Source organism: Caldicoprobacter sp., from assembly GCF_047459465.1.
GTDB lineage: Bacteria > Bacillota > Clostridia > Caldicoprobacterales > Caldicoprobacteraceae > Caldicoprobacter.
In genome coordinates, this window is the sequence record NZ_VSCO01000029.1 from 1 (window position 1) to 16,082 (window position 16,082).

The window sequence follows — 16,082 nt, forward strand, 5'->3', positions numbered from 1 at the left end:
AAAAATCAAGTAATTTTATTTGCAGTAAAATTGCAGTATTTTTGGTTTAAAAGTAATTTTTCCAGGGTTTTCAAAACCCTGGAACCCTTGATTTTACTGGTGCGAAAGGGGGGACTCGAACCCCCACGGGCGTAAAGCCCACTAGACCCTGAATCTAGCGCGTCTGCCAATTCCACCACTTTCGCACGATCTTAAATTTTTATGGTGGAGGGGGATGGATTCGAACCACCGAAGGCTGCGCCAACAGATTTACAGTCTGCCCCCTTTGACCACTCGGGCACCCCTCCACACTTGGTGCCTCGGGGCGGAATCGAACCACCGACACGCGGATTTTCAGTCCGCTGCTCTACCAACTGAGCTACCGAGGCTAATATGGCGACCCGGAAGGGACTTGAACCCTCGACCTCTAGCGTGACAGGCTAGCGTTCTAACCAGCTGAACTACCGGGCCGTATTTTATATGGTGGGCCTTCAGGGATTCGAACCCCGGACCAACCGGTTATGAGCCGGCTGCTCTGACCGCTGAGCTAAAGGCCCATATTTTCAATTTATTCATGTTTGGTGACCCCTAGGGGATTCGAACCCCTGTTACAGGCGTGAAAGGCCTGTGTCTTAACCACTTGACCAAGGGGCCACTCACTGGTCGGGGTGGAGGGATTTGAACCCCCGGCCCCATGCTCCCAAAGCACGTGCGCTACCAAGCTGCGCCACACCCCGACTCTTTCGAGGCATTTTTCAAAGGCAAATATTAATATACAGCATTTAAGTTACTCTGTCAAGAGGAAAAAATTTTTTATTTTACAGTGCCGATATGGTATAATTACAGACGGGTAACTGTATTTTTGGAAGAAATTTTAGAAGAAAGGGTGAGACTATATGAACGTCACTCACAATTACAATTCCTCTACCAATACCTGGGAAGTTTCTCTATCGGGCGAGGTGGATGTATACAGCGCTCCGCAGCTCAAGGAAGTCCTTCACAGCCTTTTGGATCAGCATAATTCGAGTATGATTATAGATTGTGAGGGCCTTAAGTATATCGACAGCACCGGCTTGGGCGTGCTGATCGGCGTTTTAAAGAGAGTAAAGGATAACAAGGGCAATATATCAATAAGGAATTTAAAACCCTACATTAAGAAAATTTTTACCATAACAGGACTTGATAAAATATTTTTGATTGAGGTGCAGGAATGATGGAGATGGATAACATCTATTTAAAAGTGCCGGCAAAACCCGAGTACATGCTGGTTATACGGTTGACGACTTCAGCGGTGGCCAGCCGTGCTGGCTTTGGTGTAGATGAGATTGAGGATATAAAGCTGGCGGTGTCCGAGGCGGGAACCTATGTGATGAACCACGATAGGAGCATTGAATGGCTAGAGCTTACTTTTAAGGTGGATAAGGAAAAAGGCATGTGGATTGATATATTTGCATCCAAATCGGTTCACCGAGATGTGCCGTTCTTCGACGATGAGCAGATAGAGCTCAGCTTCTATATAATGCAATCCCTTATGGATGTAGTAGAGAAAACGATGGATAACGGAGTTTTAAGGGGTATAAAGATGTATAAAAAATATGGGGGTTAGTTTTTAATGAACGTACAGGCGTCTACAAAGCTGGATTCAGAAAATTTGGAAGCATTGCTTAGGGAGTATTGCAAGACCAGGGACATAGGATTGAGAAACATTTTGGTGCAGAAATATCTATATATCGCTGAAATAATAGCCAAGAAGTTTGCCAATCGGGGAATCGAGTATGATGATTTGTATCAGGTGGCTTCTCTGGCTTTGATAAAAGCGCTGGAACGCTATGATATAAATAAGGGCTACAAGTTTTCCAGTTTTGCAACTCCTACCATAATTGGAGAGATAAAGAACTATTTCCGCGACAAAAGCAGGATAATCCGGTTGCCCAGGAAGGAGAACGAGATGCTCAAAAAGCTGGAGGAAGCCAGGATACATCTTTCGGCTGCTCTCGGGCGTTCGCCCAAATCTGAGGAGCTGGCCGAGTATTTGGGTATGACCACTGAAGAGGTTTTGGAGCTGATGGAATCCAATCAAAAGACCAATCCCCTTTCGCTGGATTATTATATAGACGAGGACAAAGAAACCGATCTGTCAGCAGTGATAGGCTACGAAGAAAATGGCTACATAAGGGTTGAAAACAGGGACTTTATAGATAGCATCATGGACAAGCTCAACGATGTGGAAAAAAAGGTTATATATGAGCGCTTTTATAACCAGCGAAGCCAGAAGGATATAGCCGAAGAGATGGGCGTCTCGCAGATGTATATTTCAAGGCTTGAGCGAAAAATTTTGAGGAAGCTCAAGTACATGTTTAAAAATAGCATATGAGCATTAATTGTAGTGTAAAATTTTATCGTGAAATTTTGGTGTAAAATGATGACAGTGTTTAAATGCTGTGAAGAAGGGTAGTTATATAATTAGGGGACAGTGTTTTATTGGGTCAAAGCGATTGAAGTTGTCAGTCTAATTTGAGGAGGACTGATTTTTGGGGGTAGTGTCGGTGGTGTTATTGTTTAAAAGGGAAATTGTAGGTGCCAATACGCAGATGGTCAGAGAGCTGGTAAGGGAAATAATGAATCGTATAGAGGCTTGGCATCACCTGGAGGAGGAAGAGGATTATGAATTCCGTCTCATAATCAATGAGCTCATCGTCAATGGCATCGTCCACGGGAATAAGTGCTTTAATGACAAGGTATTGACAGTAATTGTCCATGCGCTGGATGATAACACCATATCTATATGTATAAGGGATCAGGGCAGGGGCTTCAATTACAAGGAAATAGAAAAAGGCATTTTCCCCTGTGATTCTTTCGCGCTTTTGGAAAGGGGCAGGGGGCTCAAAATAGTGCAGAGCATATGCGATGATATCAAGTTCAGCAAGAATGGTAGCTGGATTAGCGTAAAGAAATCCATAAAGTCATAAGGCAATATTAAACTGATTGGCTGCAATCAGAATATTTTTATTTTTGGAGGATTTTTTTATTTTGTGGAGAAATAAAAAATATAGTAAAATAACTGTGAAGGGATTGGGGTTATGGGGAAGGGCCTTGTAATTGGCAGAAGAAGGGTACGCTTTCGCTTTTTTGTTTTTTTGTTTGGGGTCATATTGGGCTGTTATTTTCTCATACGTGCTTCCACCAGTACGCCGGTTTACGGCATCGTTCAGTATGGAGAAGTACTGTTAAAGGATAAGGGTGGTGCTCTGGTAATCCGGCAGGAGAAGGCGTATAATGCTCCTGAGTACGGGCGTGTTAACTTTTTGGTGGCCGAAGGTGAAATGGTGGAGAAAGAGGATCCCGTAGCAGTTTTATATAAAGCCAATTACAAGGAGGAGCTGGTGTACCAGCTGTACAACGTGCAGGAGAGGATATTGCTATATCAGCAGGAAAATATATTGCAGGATATCATTGACAAGGACTTGGAGAAAGTGGAAAAGGATATAGCTAGTACAGTCTTATCCATCCAGGTTGCAGTAAGGGATCTGCAGTTTGACAAATTGGATGATTACGAAAAAAGGCTTCGTTCGTTGTTTGCAAACCGGCAAAAGATACTTGACCAAAAGACCAAACCCGATCCTTATTTAGAAAGGCTTTATAAAGAGGAAGCTGAGCTAAACAAGCAGCTTGAGGAATGGAAGATAGAGCTGGTGGCCCCCGAGTCCGGCATCATAAGCTTTTCTTTGGATGGCTTGGAAAGCATTCTGGGGGAAAAAGCGGTCAACTATATCACTGTTAAAGATTTTAAAGCTTTTTATAGTGAAAATGCGGTCAGAGAAGATGAAGAAGAAGGTGCCAAGGCAGAGCAGCCATTTTTTAAAATCGTGCAACCCGGAAAGTGGTATGCAGCTTGTTTGATATCGGAGCCGCAAATCAATTATGCAGAAGGGCAAGAGGTGGATGTAAGCTTTATAGGGCCTCAGATGCAAACCATAAAAGGCAGGGTGTACAATATTGTCCGGGAAAAGGGAGAAGTCCTTGTGATAGTGGAGTTTAACGAAAAGATTGAGGATTTCATCAGTAAGCGAAGCGTCGAAGTAGAGATAAGTAAGAGTTTTCAGGGATTTATGGTACCTGCCGATGCTGTCGTCACCCGGCGAGGAGAGAAAGGAATAATGGTGGTTCGTGAGGAGTCGGAGGTTTTTATACCGGTAGAGATGGTGGCGATGGATGATGAGTATGCTATAATTTCTGAAAAAGGAGAATCCAAGCAGTTGGAACTTCACGCCAAGGTTCGCATTAAGAGGTGATGGGGCAATGGACATACGATACAATGTAGAAAGGGTATTAGATAGGGTTGCCGAAGCTGCTCTTAGGGCGGGTAGAGCCCCCCAGGATGTCACTGTTGTGGCTGTTACTAAGACCGTCGATGTGGCTAGGATAATGGAAGCTATAAATGCCGGCATTAAGCATATCGGCGAGAACAGGGTGCAAGAGTTTGTAAAGAAGCATGACTTTATTCCTGCCGGGATAAAGAGGCACCTGATCGGGACATTGCAGACAAACAAGGTGAAATACATAGTGGACAAGGTAGATTTGATACACTCGCTGGACCGCGTTTCACTGGCGAAGGAGCTCAACAAGCGCGCAGGGGAGAGGATTATTCCCGTTTTAATACAGGTCAATATATCCAGGGAATCCACCAAATCGGGCATTTTCGAAGAAGACCTTGAAAGCTTTATCGAGCAGCTGCAGCTGTTCGACCATATAAGGGTAAAGGGATTGATGACCATAGCGCCGCTGTTAAGTGACCCGGAAGCTGCACGACCTTATTTTGCGCGGCTTAAAAAGCTGTTTGACAGAATAAAGGAGAGACGATATCCTCATATTGATATGGAATATCTCTCCATGGGGATGACCAATGATTTTGAGGTGGCCATTGAAGAAGGAGCCAATATCGTGAGGATTGGTAGAGCGATCTTTGGGGAAAGATATGTTTAGAAAAGGGGAGGAATTTTTATGGCAGATGGTATATTCAACAAGATTTTAAACCTGATTGGGTTGGAAGAAACGGTGGTAGAGGAAAATCCGGAAGCTGATGAACCCGAAGCCGAGGAGCGAGATCAAGTTCAGGAGCTGGAGGAGCCATCATTTTGGTCCAGGCAAAGGAAAGGTAAAGTGGTCAATATACATACTTCCTCTTATGTAAAAGTAGTAATATATCAGCCGGTGTCATTTGAAGATACCCAGACCATTATCAATAATTTGAAGAGCAGAAAGCCCATCGTAGTTAACCTGGAGGCGCTGGATATGCCTTTGGCTCAAAGGGTGTTGGACTTCATAAGCGGGGCCGTATATGCTCTTGATGGGACCATTCAAAAGGTGTCCAGAGGCATATTTGTGCTGGCGCCCAGCAATATTGAAATAGTGGGCAATATTCCGGATGAATTGAAGGGCAAGAGCTTTTATACGCTAGCAAACATCAAAGAAGATGAGACGGAATAGGAGGAGTGGCATTGGTATATTGGGGAATCATATATGTGCTGCGGGGCGTGCGATGGTTTTTGAACGTCCTGTCGTGGTTAATTGTCATCAACGCGTTCATGTCCTGGTTTATAGATCCAACCCATCCCATTCGATCTTTCATTATGCGCGTAGTGGAACCGGTGGTCAGACCTTTTCGTAGGTTAACCGATAGGCTGAATACTTCGGGATTTCCTATAGATTTTTCGCCGCTTTTTGCTTATCTGGCCATTATGCTTCTGCAGCAGATCATAGAGGTAGTGGAAAACTTGCTGAAATACAGAGCGACGCTATTTTAAGGTTTTGTGTAGTAATATAAAGATGAAGAGGGGAGGATAGCCGATTATGCCGTTGACGCCCATGGATATCCACAATAAGGAGTTTTCCAGGAGCTTTAGAGGTTATGACGAGGATGAAGTGGATCAGTTTCTGGATGAAGTGGTAGAGGATTTCGAAAAGCTCTACAAAGAAAACCTTGAACTTAAGGAACGCATAGGCGTTTTAAAAGAGCAGTTGGAGTATTATAAATCCATGGAGGGTACGCTCAAGGAGACGCTGATCACGGCACAAAAAACGGCCGATGAGGTGATAGCCTCGGCGCATAAAAATGCAGAGCTCATCGTAAAAGAGGCTGAACAGAGGGCCCAGAAAATCGTACAGGATGCCAATGAGCAGGTGCTAAAAATACGAATGGAATACGAGGAGACCAGAAAACAGGTAGAGATATTCAAAACCAGGTTTAAAACGCTTTTGCAGGAGTACCTTCAAACTATAGAAAGGGAAATGGAATTGCCATCTTCTGTTGAAGCTGGGCAGTAAACCAGGATTTAAAACCGAGGATTTCAAGGATTAATGTATAGGATAAAATGGGCTATAAGGGGGTATACTTTTTTCAGTATCCCCTTTTTATATTTTTTGAGAGATGATATGGCATGAAAGGGAATTGCGAGGCAAAAAATGGTAATGGAAAAAGTGAGCAGGCCTATTCCAAAATAGAGGAAATTGCCAGAACCCTTGAGAAGATGAACTTCGGGGAATATGTTGAATACCTGAACGATACCTGGAGGGTTATACGCACCAATTTCATAGCCGGCCTAGCGAGAGGGTTGGGAATGGCTGTGGGGTTTACCTTGCTTGGCGCCATGGTGTTGTACTTTCTTACCCGGCTGGCCAACGAGAATTTGCCCATAATAGGCGGCTTTATAGCGGAAATAGTAAAAATCGTCAACGAGCACCTGTAAGGGCTTGAAATATGAAGGCGCGTTTGGGAATTTATAACATTTAAAAAGAGAGGGAAATGAGGCTTATGAGAGATTATGAGATTAAATATCTTAAGAAAAAGCTGCTGGAAGAACAACAAAAAGTGGAATCCATGCTCAACCAGTCCAAGAAAAACAATTTTGGCATGAACGATTCCATAGGAAACAGCATAGAGGAGCTTTCAAAGTATGACAATCATCCTGCCGATTTAGGTACCGAAACCTTTGAGCAGGAAAAGTATATCTCCCTGCGCAACCATCAGCTAGAATACCTTAGCGATATACGCGATGCTCTGCAAAGGATAGAGAGGGGAAGCTACGGCATATGTCTGTACTGCGGCGAGGAGATAGGCTTTGAGCGGCTGGATGCATACCCTACTGCCAAGCTCTGTATCAATTGTCAGAGAAAAGAGGCTGAAGAGCAGATTGACACAAATTGGGCCTAACCTGCAAAAAGTTGCTGCCTGATGGCTATGAAATGTGCTCCCCCTTGTGTTATAATGTAATATGGTTTAAACAATTGAGTGAAAGGGGAGCATTAATGCTTCAGGCATTTATAGTGGTCTTTATAGTAGTTCTTGACCAGCTTACCAAATACCTTGCCAGGACCTATCTTAAGCCTGTGAAGTCTGTCCCTTTAATACGAAATGTATTTCACTTTACCTATGTGGAAAACAGAGGTGCTGCATTCGGCATCTTGCAAAATCAGAGATGGCTTTTTATAGCGCTGACAGTTGTGGTCAGCGCGGTGATAGCATATTACTTGTTTGTCCGCACTCTGGAGAGCCCGGTGCTCACCATTGCCCTGTCCATGATACTGGGTGGAGCTATAGGCAACCTGATCGACAGGTTGTGGCTGGGGTATGTGGTGGATATGCTGCATTTTGTGCTCATAGATTATCCCGTCTTCAATGTGGCCGATTCATTCGTGGTGATAGGCACCATATTGCTTGCCTATTATATCCTGTTTATCGCTGATTCAGGACAAAAGTTATTCAGCTAGGTGTTGGTTTGATGGAAACGCTGAGGTTTGAAGTGGAGCAAGCGGACGACAAAAAGAGGATTGACGTCTTTTTGACCGAGAAGCTCCCCGGGCATTCGCGTTCGTACATTCAAAAGTTAATAAAGGATGGATTGGTATCGGTAAATGGGCAAAAGGTTAAGTGCAACTTCAAGGTAAAGCCTGGTTGCTTGATAGATGTCACCATACCTCCCCCTAAGGAGGTATCCCTTCAGCCCGAGCCTCTGGAATTGGATATAGTGTATGAGGATAACGACATAGTGGTGATCAATAAGCCGCAGGGGATGGTAGTACACCCCGCTCCGGGGAATTATTCAGGTACGCTGGTCAATGCGCTGCTCTACTCCTGCGATGGGCTATCGGGGATTGGCGGAGAAATACGACCGGGAATCGTCCACCGCCTGGATAAGGATACCTCTGGCCTGCTGGTGGTTGCCAAGAACGATGCGGCGCACCAAAGCCTGGCGCAGCAGATCAAGGATAGGACTTTAAAAAGAATTTACTGGTGCATTGTGGAAAAAAACATAAAGGAGGATAAGGGGATCATCAATGCCCCGATAGGGCGCCATCCCACCAACCGCAAAAAGATGGCGGTGCTGAATTCACCCACTGCCAAACCGGCTATTACCCATTTTAAGGTGCTTGAGCGGTTTGGCCAGTACACCCTGGTGGAGGCCAGGCTTGAAACCGGTAGAACCCATCAGATACGAGTGCACATGGCGTATATAGGGCATCCCGTGGTAGGGGATAGCGTGTACGGTTCTCGAAAGCAAAAGTTTAACTTAAAAGGGCAGGTCCTTCATGCCAAGAAGCTGGGACTTATCCATCCTTCTACCGGAGAGTATATGGAATTTGAAGCGCCCCTGCCCCCATACTTTGAAGATCTGCTTGATATTCTGAGGAGAAGTAATATCAAAAATTAAAAAGGGTATAGACACTTGACAATGTTCATGTTATACTATAAAAAACTGCTTTGGCCTTTAAATCGATCCTGTGAGGTCGGTAAGGTGGTGGTAGCGTGTGCAAAATTGCATGTGGGGTGGTATATGATAAGAGGGCATCTTACCGATGGGTGAGATGCCTTTTTTATGAAAAAAGGGGTGACCTGGATAATGATCCAAAAAGCGCTGATTATGGATGAAGCGGCGATGAACAGGGCGCTTACGCGAATAGCCCACGAGATCATAGAACGCAACAAAGGCATCCAGGATGTGGTACTGGTAGGCATAAAGACCAGGGGAGTGCCGCTTGCTCGGAGGCTGGCTATGAAGATACAGCAGTACGAAGGTCAGGAAATCCCCGTTGGGGTGTTGGACATAACGCTGTATCGAGATGACCTGTCTCCCAAATCTGATCAGCCTATGGTCAACAGCACCAATGTTCCGTTTGACGTAAATGGTAAAGTCGTGGTAATGGTCGATGACGTGCTATTTACCGGGAGGACTGCGCGGGCAGCCATGGATGCCCTGATCGATTTGGGCAGGCCCAAGGCCATCCAGCTTGCGGTGTTAGTGGATAGGGGACACCGGGAGCTGCCAATAAGGGCGGATTACGTGGGCAAAAACGTTCCTACATCAAAAAGCGAAAAGGTGTGCGTATATGTTTCAGAGGTTGATGGTGTAAACAAAGTGATCATAGCTGAACTCTGAACTTAAGAAGTTCCCTTTAATACAGTCCAGTGAGGCTGTCAAGGGAATTACAACCGAGCATTTACAGAGCATTTTATAAGCCTTGATAGCCTTCTATCAAGGCTTTTTTGATGCCCAAAAATGCTTTTACTGGACATTGAGGATCTCATAAATCTTAAATGTTGGTGGGTGAGATGATGGCACTCAAGCGAAAGGATTTGCTGGGACTTAGGGGGATGACCAAAGCAGAGCTGGAGGAGATATTGAGTACAGCGCAGGACATGAAATCTATCCTTTTAAGCAACGTAAAAAAGGCCTCATATTTACAGGGCAAGTCAGTGGTAATGCTGTTTTATGAAAACAGTACCCGAACCAGGTTTTCGTTTGAATTTGCGGCCAAGTATCTGGGAGCCCACACGGCCAGCGTTGCAGTCTCATCCAGCAGCGTTGCCAAGGGAGAAAGCCTGGTAGATACGGGGAAAACACTTCAAAGCATGGGGATCGACGTCATCGTCCTTCGCCATCCGATGTCAGGTGCACCTCATCTTCTGGCAAAGCATGTGTCGGCTTCGGTTATCAATGCCGGCGATGGGATCAACGAACATCCAACTCAGGCGCTTCTAGATATGTTTACCATAAAACAAAAAAAGGGTACCCTGGACGGTTTGAAGGTGGCCATAATAGGGGACATACTGCACAGCAGGGTGGCGCGCAGCAACATATGGGGTCTAACTGCTATGGGTGCCGAGGTGAGAGTAGCAGGTCCTTCTACCCTTATGCCGCCTGATATTGAAAAGATGGGGGCAAGGGTTTTTTACAAGGTTGAGGAAGCCGTAAAGGATGCCGATGTGGTCATGGGCCTACGGATTCAAAGGGAGCGCCAGCAAAAAGGGCTACTGCCTTCTATTAGGGAGTACACGCGCCTGTTTGGAATAACCCAGGAACGGATACGGCTTGCCAAAGCGGATGCCCTTATCATGCATCCTGGGCCGGTAAACAGGGGGGTGGAGATATCGTCGGATCTGGTGGATGGAGAACAGTCTGTCATAAACGAGCAGGTGACCAACGGAGTGGCTATTCGCATGGCGCTTCTATATCTCTTGACGCGGAGGGATTATAATGCTGTGCATTAAAAACGGAACGGTGATTGATGGAATTTCGGATGTACCCTACAAAGCCGATATATTGATAGATAAAGGAAAAATAATTCATATAGGAGAAAATATGGGAAATGCTGCTGATGAAGTCATAGATGCTACTGACAAATGGGTGCTGCCGGGACTGGTGGATTCTCACTGCCATTTGAGAGAGCCGGGGTTTGAATACAAGGAAGATATAGGTTCAGGGACCAGGAGCGCCGCTGCAGGCGGTTTTACCAGCGTTGCGTGTATGGCCAATACTAATCCAGTAGTGGACAATGCGGCCATGGTAAATTATATAAAGTCAATAGCCAGGGCTAAAGGAGTAGTTAAGGTCTATCCCGTAGCAGCTGTTACAAAAGGCCTGGAAGGACAAGAGCTTACGGAGATGGGGGAACTCAAAGAGGCGGGAGCAGTAGCCCTTTCGGATGACGGCAGGCCCATAATGAACTCACAGCTGATGAGGCTGGCCCTTCAGTACGCCAAAGGGATGGGTATGCTCATAATTTCTCACTGCGAAGATTTATCGCTGGTTGGCGACGGAGTTATGAACGATGGGTACATGTCAACGGTGCTGGGGCTTAAGGGTATAACCCGGGCTGCAGAGGAGGTCATGGTGGCCCGAGACATCATACTGGCCGAGGTGCTGGATGCACCCATACACATTGCCCATGTGAGCACCAGGGGCTCGGTGGAGCTCATACGCCAGGCAAAGAGGAGAGGCGTTAAGGTGACTTGCGAAACTGCGCCTCATTATTTTTGTGCAACCGATGAGTGGGTGGATGGATATAATACCAATGCTAAAGTGAATCCTCCTTTGCGCACCAGCGACGATGTAGAGGCCGTAAAGCAGGGGTTAAAGGATGGGACCATCGATATCATCGCTACCGACCATGCGCCTCACCATCGGGACGATAAAGAAGTAGAGTACAGCCTGGCTGCCAACGGCATATCGGGCTTTGAGACGGCATTTTCCCTTGCATATACCCATCTGGTGGAAACGGGTATCCTTTCTATACAGGAGCTGGTGCAAAAGATGAGCAAGAGGCCAGCAGAGATATTGAATATAGATGCTGGGACCATACAGGTCGGAAAACCTGCAGATGTAATAGTGGTTGACCTTCATAGGACGTATACCGTCGATGTTTCAAAATTCTACTCCAAAGGCAAGAATTCGCCTTTTAACGGCTGTACATTGAAGGGCAAGGTCATTCATACCATCGTGGATGGCAAAGTAGTTATGAAAAATGAAAAAGTAATTATTTGAAATTGCAAAAATTTCTATTATAATACGTTATAATACGAGAAAACGGAAGCACTGGATATGTGGGGTGAAAGCATTTGATAGATAGGCTCATAGAGCAGATCATTGAGAAAAAGAATCCTACGGTGGTGGGGTTGGATACCCGCCTTGAATACGTTCCCGACCATGTGATAGAAGGGTGCAGCGGGGCATCGCCCTTTGAAGTCGCGGCTAGAGCCATCTTTGAATTTAACAAGGCTATCATTGACGCGGTGTATGAGCACGTCCCTGCAGTCAAGATACAGATAGCCTATTATGAGCTTTATGGGCCACCAGGAATAGAGGCCTTCAGGCTTACAGCTCAGTACGCCAAATCGAAGGGCCTGATAGTCATAGGGGATGTTAAGAGAAACGATATCGGTTCCACTGCCGAAGCCTATGCCAGCGCTTATTTGGGGGAGACTCCGCTTAAAAGCGGCAGCATGCCGGCCTTCAACCTGGATTTCATAACGGTTAATCCCTATCTGGGCACCGATGGCGTGATGCCATTTATCAAAGCTTGCAGGGATTACGGGAAAGGCATATTTGTGCTGGTTAAAACTTCTAATCCATCGTCAGGAGAGTTTCAGGATCTGCCGGTTGGGGAAAAGAGACTGTACAATAAAGTGGCTGAAAAAGTGGTGGAGTGGGGTAAGGAGCTCATGGGGACAAAAGGTTACAGCCATGTAGGGGCTGTTATAGGGGCCACTTACCCTCGGCAGCTTGAGGAGCTGAGAGGAGAGATGCCCAACACTTACTTTTTGATACCTGGTTATGGGGCACAAGGAGGCAGTATTCAGGATGTAATGGGCGGTTTTGATGAGCGCGGCTTGGGAGCGGTTATCAACGCTTCTCGCAGCGTCATATGTGCCTATCGCCAAAGCCCGTGGAAGGAAAGGTTTTCTCCTCAGCGCTTTGCGGATGCCGCTCTGGCAGAGGTGCTCCGCATGAAAGAGGAAATCGAAACTGCCCTGTTACATAGGGGGATTAAACCGTGGTAATCGAAAAAATAGCAGATGGAAAAGGAGATGATGAGTTATGCCGAGGGACTCAAACATCAAAAAAGTCCTTGTAATAGGCTCAGGACCAATAGTCATAGGACAGGCAGCCGAGTTTGATTATGCGGGAACTCAGGCTTGCAGGGCTCTGAAAGAGGAAGGTGTGGAGGTGGTACTGGTAAACAGCAATCCTGCCACCATCATGACTGATCCCCATATGGCTGACCACGTGTATATTGAACCGTTGACTCCCCAAATTCTTAAGGGAGTTATTGCCAGAGAAAAGCCCGATAGCCTGTTGGCCACTTTAGGTGGGCAGACGGGGCTTAATCTGGCAGTTGAGCTGGCCGAATCGGGATTTTTAGATGAATACGGCGTGAGGATCATAGGAACCGATGTAGACTCCATCCGCAAAGGAGAGGATAGGGAGCTATTCAAGCAGATCATGCAGTCTATCGGGGAGCCGGTGATCGAAAGCCTTACCGTACACGACGTTGACAGCGCCCTTGCCTTTGCCGAAAAAATCGGTTATCCGGTCATCATACGGCCGGCTTATACCCTCGGTGGGACGGGGGGAGGTATGGCCAGCACTCCTGAAGAGCTCAAGAATATCGCTTCAGAAGGGCTGCGGTTGAGCAGAGCGCATCAGGTGCTAATAGAAAAATCTGTGGCCGGCTGGAAGGAAATCGAATACGAAGTGGTTCGGGACGCGGAAGGCAACTGCGTCATCGTGTGCAGCATGGAAAACGTCGACCCCGTAGGCATTCACACCGGGGATAGCATAGTGGTGGCGCCTGCGCAGACCTTGACGTCGGAGCAGGATGCTATGCTGAGGCGCGCTGCCATCAACATAGTCAATGCCCTCAACATAAGAGGAGGCTGCAATATCCAGTTTGCCTTGAGGCCCGATGGGCAGCAATATTATGTTATAGAAGTCAACCCGAGGTTAAGCCGTTCAAGCGCTTTGGCCTCCAAAGCCACGGGCTATCCAATCGCGAGGGTGGCTACCAAAATCGCGCTGGGATACAGGCTTGAGGAGATAAGGCACAGCATGACGGGCAAGCCTTTTGCTGCGCGCCAGCCTGTTGTTGATTATACGGTACTCAAGATTCCCCGCTGGCCTTTCGATAAATTCGTAAAGGCCGATAAGGCATTGGGTACGAAGATGAAGGCCACCGGCGAAGTTATGGCCATTGGCGCATCTTTCGAGGAAGCGCTTTTGAAAGCTATACGTTCGCTGGAGCTGGGCGTAGACCACCTCTATATGGAACCCATTGCCAAGATGGATGACCGGCAAATCATCGAGCAGTTGGATTATAAGACCGACGAGAGGATTTTTGTGGTGGCAGAGGCTCTCAGACGGGGCATATCCATTGAGGAGATTTATAGCAAGACCGCCATTGATCCCTTCTTTTTACACAAGATTCTCAATATTGTTCGATTCGAAAACGAAATCAGGCAAAAGGGAACGGCTCTGGATAGAGCTACGCTGCTTAAGGCCAAGAGGCTGGGCTTTACCGACGCTACCATCGGTAGGCTTACTGGCATGGAGCCCGACCAGGTGCGGAAGGTAAGAAGAGAGTGGGGGATATACCCAGTATACAGGCCCATAGATACCGGGGCTGGCGATGATTCGGGCGTTGGGGCGTACTACTATTCAACCTACAACGCTGAGGAAAATGCCGTTAATATAGGGCAAGGCAAAAAGGTGGTAGTGCTGGGAGCCGGGCCCATAAGGATAGGACAGGGCATAGAGTTTGACTACTGTTCGGTTCACTGCGTATGGGCTTTGAAAAAAATGGGATATCAGGCCATTATCATAAACAACAATCCCGAGACGGTTAGCACCGACTTTGATACCTCGGATAGGCTGTATTTTGAACCACTGTTTCCCGAGGACGTATTGAACGTCCTGGATATGGAGAGACCGGATGGGGTTATGGTGCAGTTTGGCGGGCAGACGGCCATCAAGCTGGCCCACGTCGTGCACCATGCGGGATATACGATATTGGGGACGCAGCTTGAGAATATAAACAAATCGGAGGACAGAAAGGAATTTGACACAGTTTTAGAGGAACTGAACATCCCTAGGCCGCCGGGAGATACCGCCTTCACTGTGGAGGAAGCGGTATTTGCAGCTGAAAAGTTGGGATATCCGGTTCTGGTAAGGCCTTCGTATGTGCTGGGCGGACAGGGGATGGAGATCGCCTATAACCGCGACGACGTAATAGAATACATGGAGATAATAAACCGCGTGAAGCAGGAGCATCCCGTTCTGATAGATAAATATTTGATGGGCAAGGAAATTGAAGTGGACGCCATATGTGATGGGGAAGACATACTTATACCAGGCATCATGGAGCACATAGAGAGGGCGGGAGTTCATTCGGGCGACAGCATTGCCGTATATCCTGCAAAAGGCCTTTCACGGTTTACCGTACAGCGCATACTCGATTATACTTACAGGTTGGCTAGAGCGTTACAGGTCAAAGGGCTTATCAACATTCAGTACGTCGAGTACAACGGTGATGTATATGTAATCGAAGCCAATCCCCGTTCCAGCCGCACCGTGCCGTATATCAGCAAGGTGACGGGGGTACCAATGGTTGAGCTGGCTGTCAGGGCTATGATGGGCCAAAAACTGAAAGAAATGGGATACGGTACGGGCTTGTATCCCGAGAAAAATATCGTAGCCGTTAAAGTACCGGTGTTTTCGTTCGAGAAGCTGCCCATGGTTGAGGTATGTCTGGGTCCAGAGATGAAATCCACCGGCGAGGTGTTGGGGATAGGTAGAACATTGCCCGAGGCACTGTTTAAAGGCTTGCTGGCAGCGTGTTACAACCTGAAGAAGGAAGGTAACGTGCTGATCACCGTGGCAAACGCCGATAAACAGGAGGTTGTGCCCATTGCCGCTGACTTTGAGAGCCTGGGATTTAACATACTGGCTACTAGCGGCACGGCCCATGTTCTCAATTCAAACTATGTAGCGGCCAGCGTTGTCAATAAAATAAGCCAGGGGCATCCAAACATAAGCGACTATATACAGCAGGGCAAGATAAGCATTATAATTAACACTCCTACCAGAGGACATATCCCGCATCGCGATGGCTTTAAGATACGGAGGATGGCTGTGGGGCACTCCATTCCATGTTTTACTTCGCTGGATACAGCGCGTGCTTTTGTTAGCATTTTAAAACAGAACATTGACGAATCCAAAATCGAGCTTATTGCTCTGGAAGATATAAGCTGAAAGGAGGAAGTAGCGGGGCTT

The 16,082-nt window shown here is 46.8% G+C and carries 18 protein-coding genes and 7 tRNA genes; 18 read left to right on the forward strand and 7 right to left on the reverse strand.

Features of this window, described 5'->3' with window-relative positions:
* Positions 1 to 97: 97 nt before the first annotated feature.
* The 7 genes from FWJ59_RS03320 to FWJ59_RS03350 form a co-directional block, all read right to left on the reverse strand.
* Positions 98 to 185: transfer RNA gene (locus FWJ59_RS03320), tRNA-Leu, on the reverse strand.
* 17 nt (positions 186 to 202) lie between these two features.
* Positions 203 to 287 (reverse strand) — tRNA-Tyr (locus FWJ59_RS03325).
* Positions 288 to 292: 5 nt separating this feature from the next.
* Positions 293 to 368 (reverse strand) — tRNA-Phe (locus tag FWJ59_RS03330).
* 5 nt (positions 369 to 373) lie between these two features.
* Positions 374 to 450: transfer RNA gene (locus tag FWJ59_RS03335), tRNA-Asp, on the reverse strand.
* Positions 451 to 460: 10 nt separating this feature from the next.
* Positions 461 to 536 (reverse strand) — tRNA-Ile (locus FWJ59_RS03340).
* 22 nt (positions 537 to 558) lie between these two features.
* Positions 559 to 633 (reverse strand) — tRNA-Glu (locus FWJ59_RS03345).
* Positions 634 to 639: 6 nt separating this feature from the next.
* Positions 640 to 716: transfer RNA gene (locus FWJ59_RS03350), tRNA-Pro, on the reverse strand.
* Positions 717 to 875: 159 nt separating this feature from the next.
* On the opposite strand from FWJ59_RS03350, the gene FWJ59_RS03355 reads away from it, so the two are divergent.
* The 18 genes from FWJ59_RS03355 to carB all read left to right on the forward strand — a co-directional run bounded on the left by FWJ59_RS03355 (position 876) and on the right by carB (position 16,061).
* Positions 876 to 1,193 (forward strand): STAS domain-containing protein, encoded by a 318-nt coding sequence (locus tag FWJ59_RS03355; RefSeq protein WP_414480573.1) that lies wholly within the window; start codon positions 876 to 878, stop codon positions 1,191 to 1,193.
* Entirely contained in the window at positions 1,190 to 1,585 is a 396-nt protein-coding gene (locus FWJ59_RS03360; RefSeq protein WP_414480574.1) for a hypothetical protein, read from the forward strand. The genes FWJ59_RS03355 and FWJ59_RS03360 overlap by 4 nt, the downstream gene beginning before the upstream one ends.
* Positions 1,586 to 1,591: 6 nt before the next feature.
* Positions 1,592 to 2,353 carry a sigma-70 family RNA polymerase sigma factor gene (locus FWJ59_RS03365; RefSeq protein WP_414480575.1) on the forward strand — a complete coding sequence of 254 codons (762 nt, stop codon included), beginning with the start codon at positions 1,592 to 1,594 and terminating at the stop codon, positions 2,351 to 2,353.
* Between the two features lie 166 nt (positions 2,354 to 2,519).
* Positions 2,520 to 2,948 carry an ATP-binding protein gene (locus tag FWJ59_RS03370; RefSeq protein WP_414480589.1) on the forward strand — a complete coding sequence of 143 codons (429 nt, stop codon included), beginning with the start codon at positions 2,520 to 2,522 and terminating at the stop codon, positions 2,946 to 2,948.
* Positions 2,949 to 3,059: 111 nt separating this feature from the next.
* Positions 3,060 to 4,271: an HlyD family efflux transporter periplasmic adaptor subunit gene (locus FWJ59_RS03375; protein WP_414480576.1), complete on the forward strand. Its 1,212-nt coding sequence runs from the start codon at positions 3,060 to 3,062 to the stop codon at positions 4,269 to 4,271.
* Positions 4,272 to 4,278: 7 nt separating this feature from the next.
* On the forward strand, positions 4,279 to 4,962 hold the full coding sequence (locus FWJ59_RS03380) for a YggS family pyridoxal phosphate-dependent enzyme (protein WP_414480577.1): 684 nt from the start codon (positions 4,279 to 4,281) through the stop codon (positions 4,960 to 4,962).
* Positions 4,963 to 4,980: 18 nt separating this feature from the next.
* Complete coding sequence (locus FWJ59_RS03385) at positions 4,981 to 5,466, forward strand: cell division protein SepF (protein ID WP_414480578.1); 486 nt, start codon at positions 4,981 to 4,983, stop codon at positions 5,464 to 5,466.
* Between the two features lie 5 nt (positions 5,467 to 5,471).
* Positions 5,472 to 5,783 carry a YggT family protein gene (locus FWJ59_RS03390; RefSeq protein ID WP_414480579.1) on the forward strand — a complete coding sequence of 104 codons (312 nt, stop codon included), beginning with the start codon at positions 5,472 to 5,474 and terminating at the stop codon, positions 5,781 to 5,783.
* Positions 5,784 to 5,829: 46 nt separating this feature from the next.
* Positions 5,830 to 6,303 (forward strand): DivIVA domain-containing protein, encoded by a 474-nt coding sequence (locus tag FWJ59_RS03395; RefSeq protein WP_414480580.1) that lies wholly within the window; start codon positions 5,830 to 5,832, stop codon positions 6,301 to 6,303.
* Between the two features lie 113 nt (positions 6,304 to 6,416).
* The gene (locus FWJ59_RS03400) at positions 6,417 to 6,725 is read left to right on the forward strand and encodes a DUF5665 domain-containing protein (RefSeq protein WP_414480581.1); all 309 of its coding nucleotides are present in this window, start codon (positions 6,417 to 6,419) and stop codon (positions 6,723 to 6,725) included.
* 65 nt (positions 6,726 to 6,790) lie between these two features.
* Positions 6,791 to 7,189 (forward strand): TraR/DksA C4-type zinc finger protein, encoded by a 399-nt coding sequence (locus tag FWJ59_RS03405; RefSeq protein ID WP_414480582.1) that lies wholly within the window; start codon positions 6,791 to 6,793, stop codon positions 7,187 to 7,189.
* Positions 7,190 to 7,284: 95 nt separating this feature from the next.
* Complete coding sequence (gene lspA / locus FWJ59_RS03410; RefSeq protein WP_414480583.1) at positions 7,285 to 7,746, forward strand: signal peptidase II; 462 nt, start codon at positions 7,285 to 7,287, stop codon at positions 7,744 to 7,746.
* 11 nt (positions 7,747 to 7,757) lie between these two features.
* Complete coding sequence (locus FWJ59_RS03415) at positions 7,758 to 8,687, forward strand: RluA family pseudouridine synthase (RefSeq protein WP_414480584.1); 930 nt, start codon at positions 7,758 to 7,760, stop codon at positions 8,685 to 8,687.
* Between the two features lie 189 nt (positions 8,688 to 8,876).
* On the forward strand, positions 8,877 to 9,413 hold the full coding sequence (pyrR, locus tag FWJ59_RS03420) for a bifunctional pyr operon transcriptional regulator/uracil phosphoribosyltransferase PyrR (protein ID WP_414480585.1): 537 nt from the start codon (positions 8,877 to 8,879) through the stop codon (positions 9,411 to 9,413).
* Between the two features lie 176 nt (positions 9,414 to 9,589).
* Entirely contained in the window at positions 9,590 to 10,525 is a 936-nt protein-coding gene (locus FWJ59_RS03425; protein WP_414480586.1) for an aspartate carbamoyltransferase catalytic subunit, read from the forward strand.
* On the forward strand, positions 10,509 to 11,798 hold the full coding sequence (locus tag FWJ59_RS03430; RefSeq protein ID WP_414480590.1) for a dihydroorotase: 1,290 nt from the start codon (positions 10,509 to 10,511) through the stop codon (positions 11,796 to 11,798). Before FWJ59_RS03425 ends, FWJ59_RS03430 begins: the two co-directional genes overlap by 17 nt.
* 74 nt (positions 11,799 to 11,872) lie before the next feature.
* Positions 11,873 to 12,814: an orotidine-5'-phosphate decarboxylase gene (gene pyrF, locus FWJ59_RS03435; RefSeq protein ID WP_414480587.1), complete on the forward strand. Its 942-nt coding sequence runs from the start codon at positions 11,873 to 11,875 to the stop codon at positions 12,812 to 12,814.
* Positions 12,815 to 12,851: 37 nt separating this feature from the next.
* A complete protein-coding gene (gene carB / locus FWJ59_RS03440; protein WP_414480588.1) occupies positions 12,852 to 16,061 on the forward strand; it encodes a carbamoyl-phosphate synthase large subunit in 3,210 nt (1,069 codons plus the stop codon).
* Positions 16,062 to 16,082 lie beyond the last annotated feature (21 nt).

Excerpts from the sequence above, each read along its gene's own strand:
- pyrR (WP_414480585.1), top strand. The coding sequence starts at position 8,877 with ATGATCCAAAAAGCGCTGATTATGGATGAAGCGGCGATGAACAGGGCG.
- FWJ59_RS03375 (WP_414480576.1), top strand. The coding sequence starts at position 3,060 with ATGGGGAAGGGCCTTGTAATTGGCAGAAGAAGGGTACGCTTTCGCTTT.
- FWJ59_RS03360 (WP_414480574.1), top strand. The coding sequence starts at position 1,190 with ATGATGGAGATGGATAACATCTATTTAAAAGTGCCGGCAAAACCCGAG.
- carB (WP_414480588.1), top strand. The coding sequence starts at position 12,852 with ATGCCGAGGGACTCAAACATCAAAAAAGTCCTTGTAATAGGCTCAGGA.
- FWJ59_RS03415 (WP_414480584.1), top strand. The coding sequence starts at position 7,758 with ATGGAAACGCTGAGGTTTGAAGTGGAGCAAGCGGACGACAAAAAGAGG.
- FWJ59_RS03380 (WP_414480577.1), top strand. The coding sequence starts at position 4,279 with ATGGACATACGATACAATGTAGAAAGGGTATTAGATAGGGTTGCCGAA.
- FWJ59_RS03355 (WP_414480573.1), top strand. The coding sequence starts at position 876 with ATGAACGTCACTCACAATTACAATTCCTCTACCAATACCTGGGAAGTT.
- FWJ59_RS03400 (WP_414480581.1), top strand. The coding sequence starts at position 6,417 with ATGAAAGGGAATTGCGAGGCAAAAAATGGTAATGGAAAAAGTGAGCAG.
- FWJ59_RS03425 (WP_414480586.1), top strand. The coding sequence starts at position 9,590 with ATGGCACTCAAGCGAAAGGATTTGCTGGGACTTAGGGGGATGACCAAA.
- FWJ59_RS03365 (WP_414480575.1), top strand. The coding sequence starts at position 1,592 with ATGAACGTACAGGCGTCTACAAAGCTGGATTCAGAAAATTTGGAAGCA.
- FWJ59_RS03395 (WP_414480580.1), top strand. The coding sequence starts at position 5,830 with ATGCCGTTGACGCCCATGGATATCCACAATAAGGAGTTTTCCAGGAGC.
- FWJ59_RS03405 (WP_414480582.1), top strand. The coding sequence starts at position 6,791 with ATGAGAGATTATGAGATTAAATATCTTAAGAAAAAGCTGCTGGAAGAA.
- lspA (WP_414480583.1), top strand. The coding sequence starts at position 7,285 with ATGCTTCAGGCATTTATAGTGGTCTTTATAGTAGTTCTTGACCAGCTT.
- FWJ59_RS03385 (WP_414480578.1), top strand. The coding sequence starts at position 4,981 with ATGGCAGATGGTATATTCAACAAGATTTTAAACCTGATTGGGTTGGAA.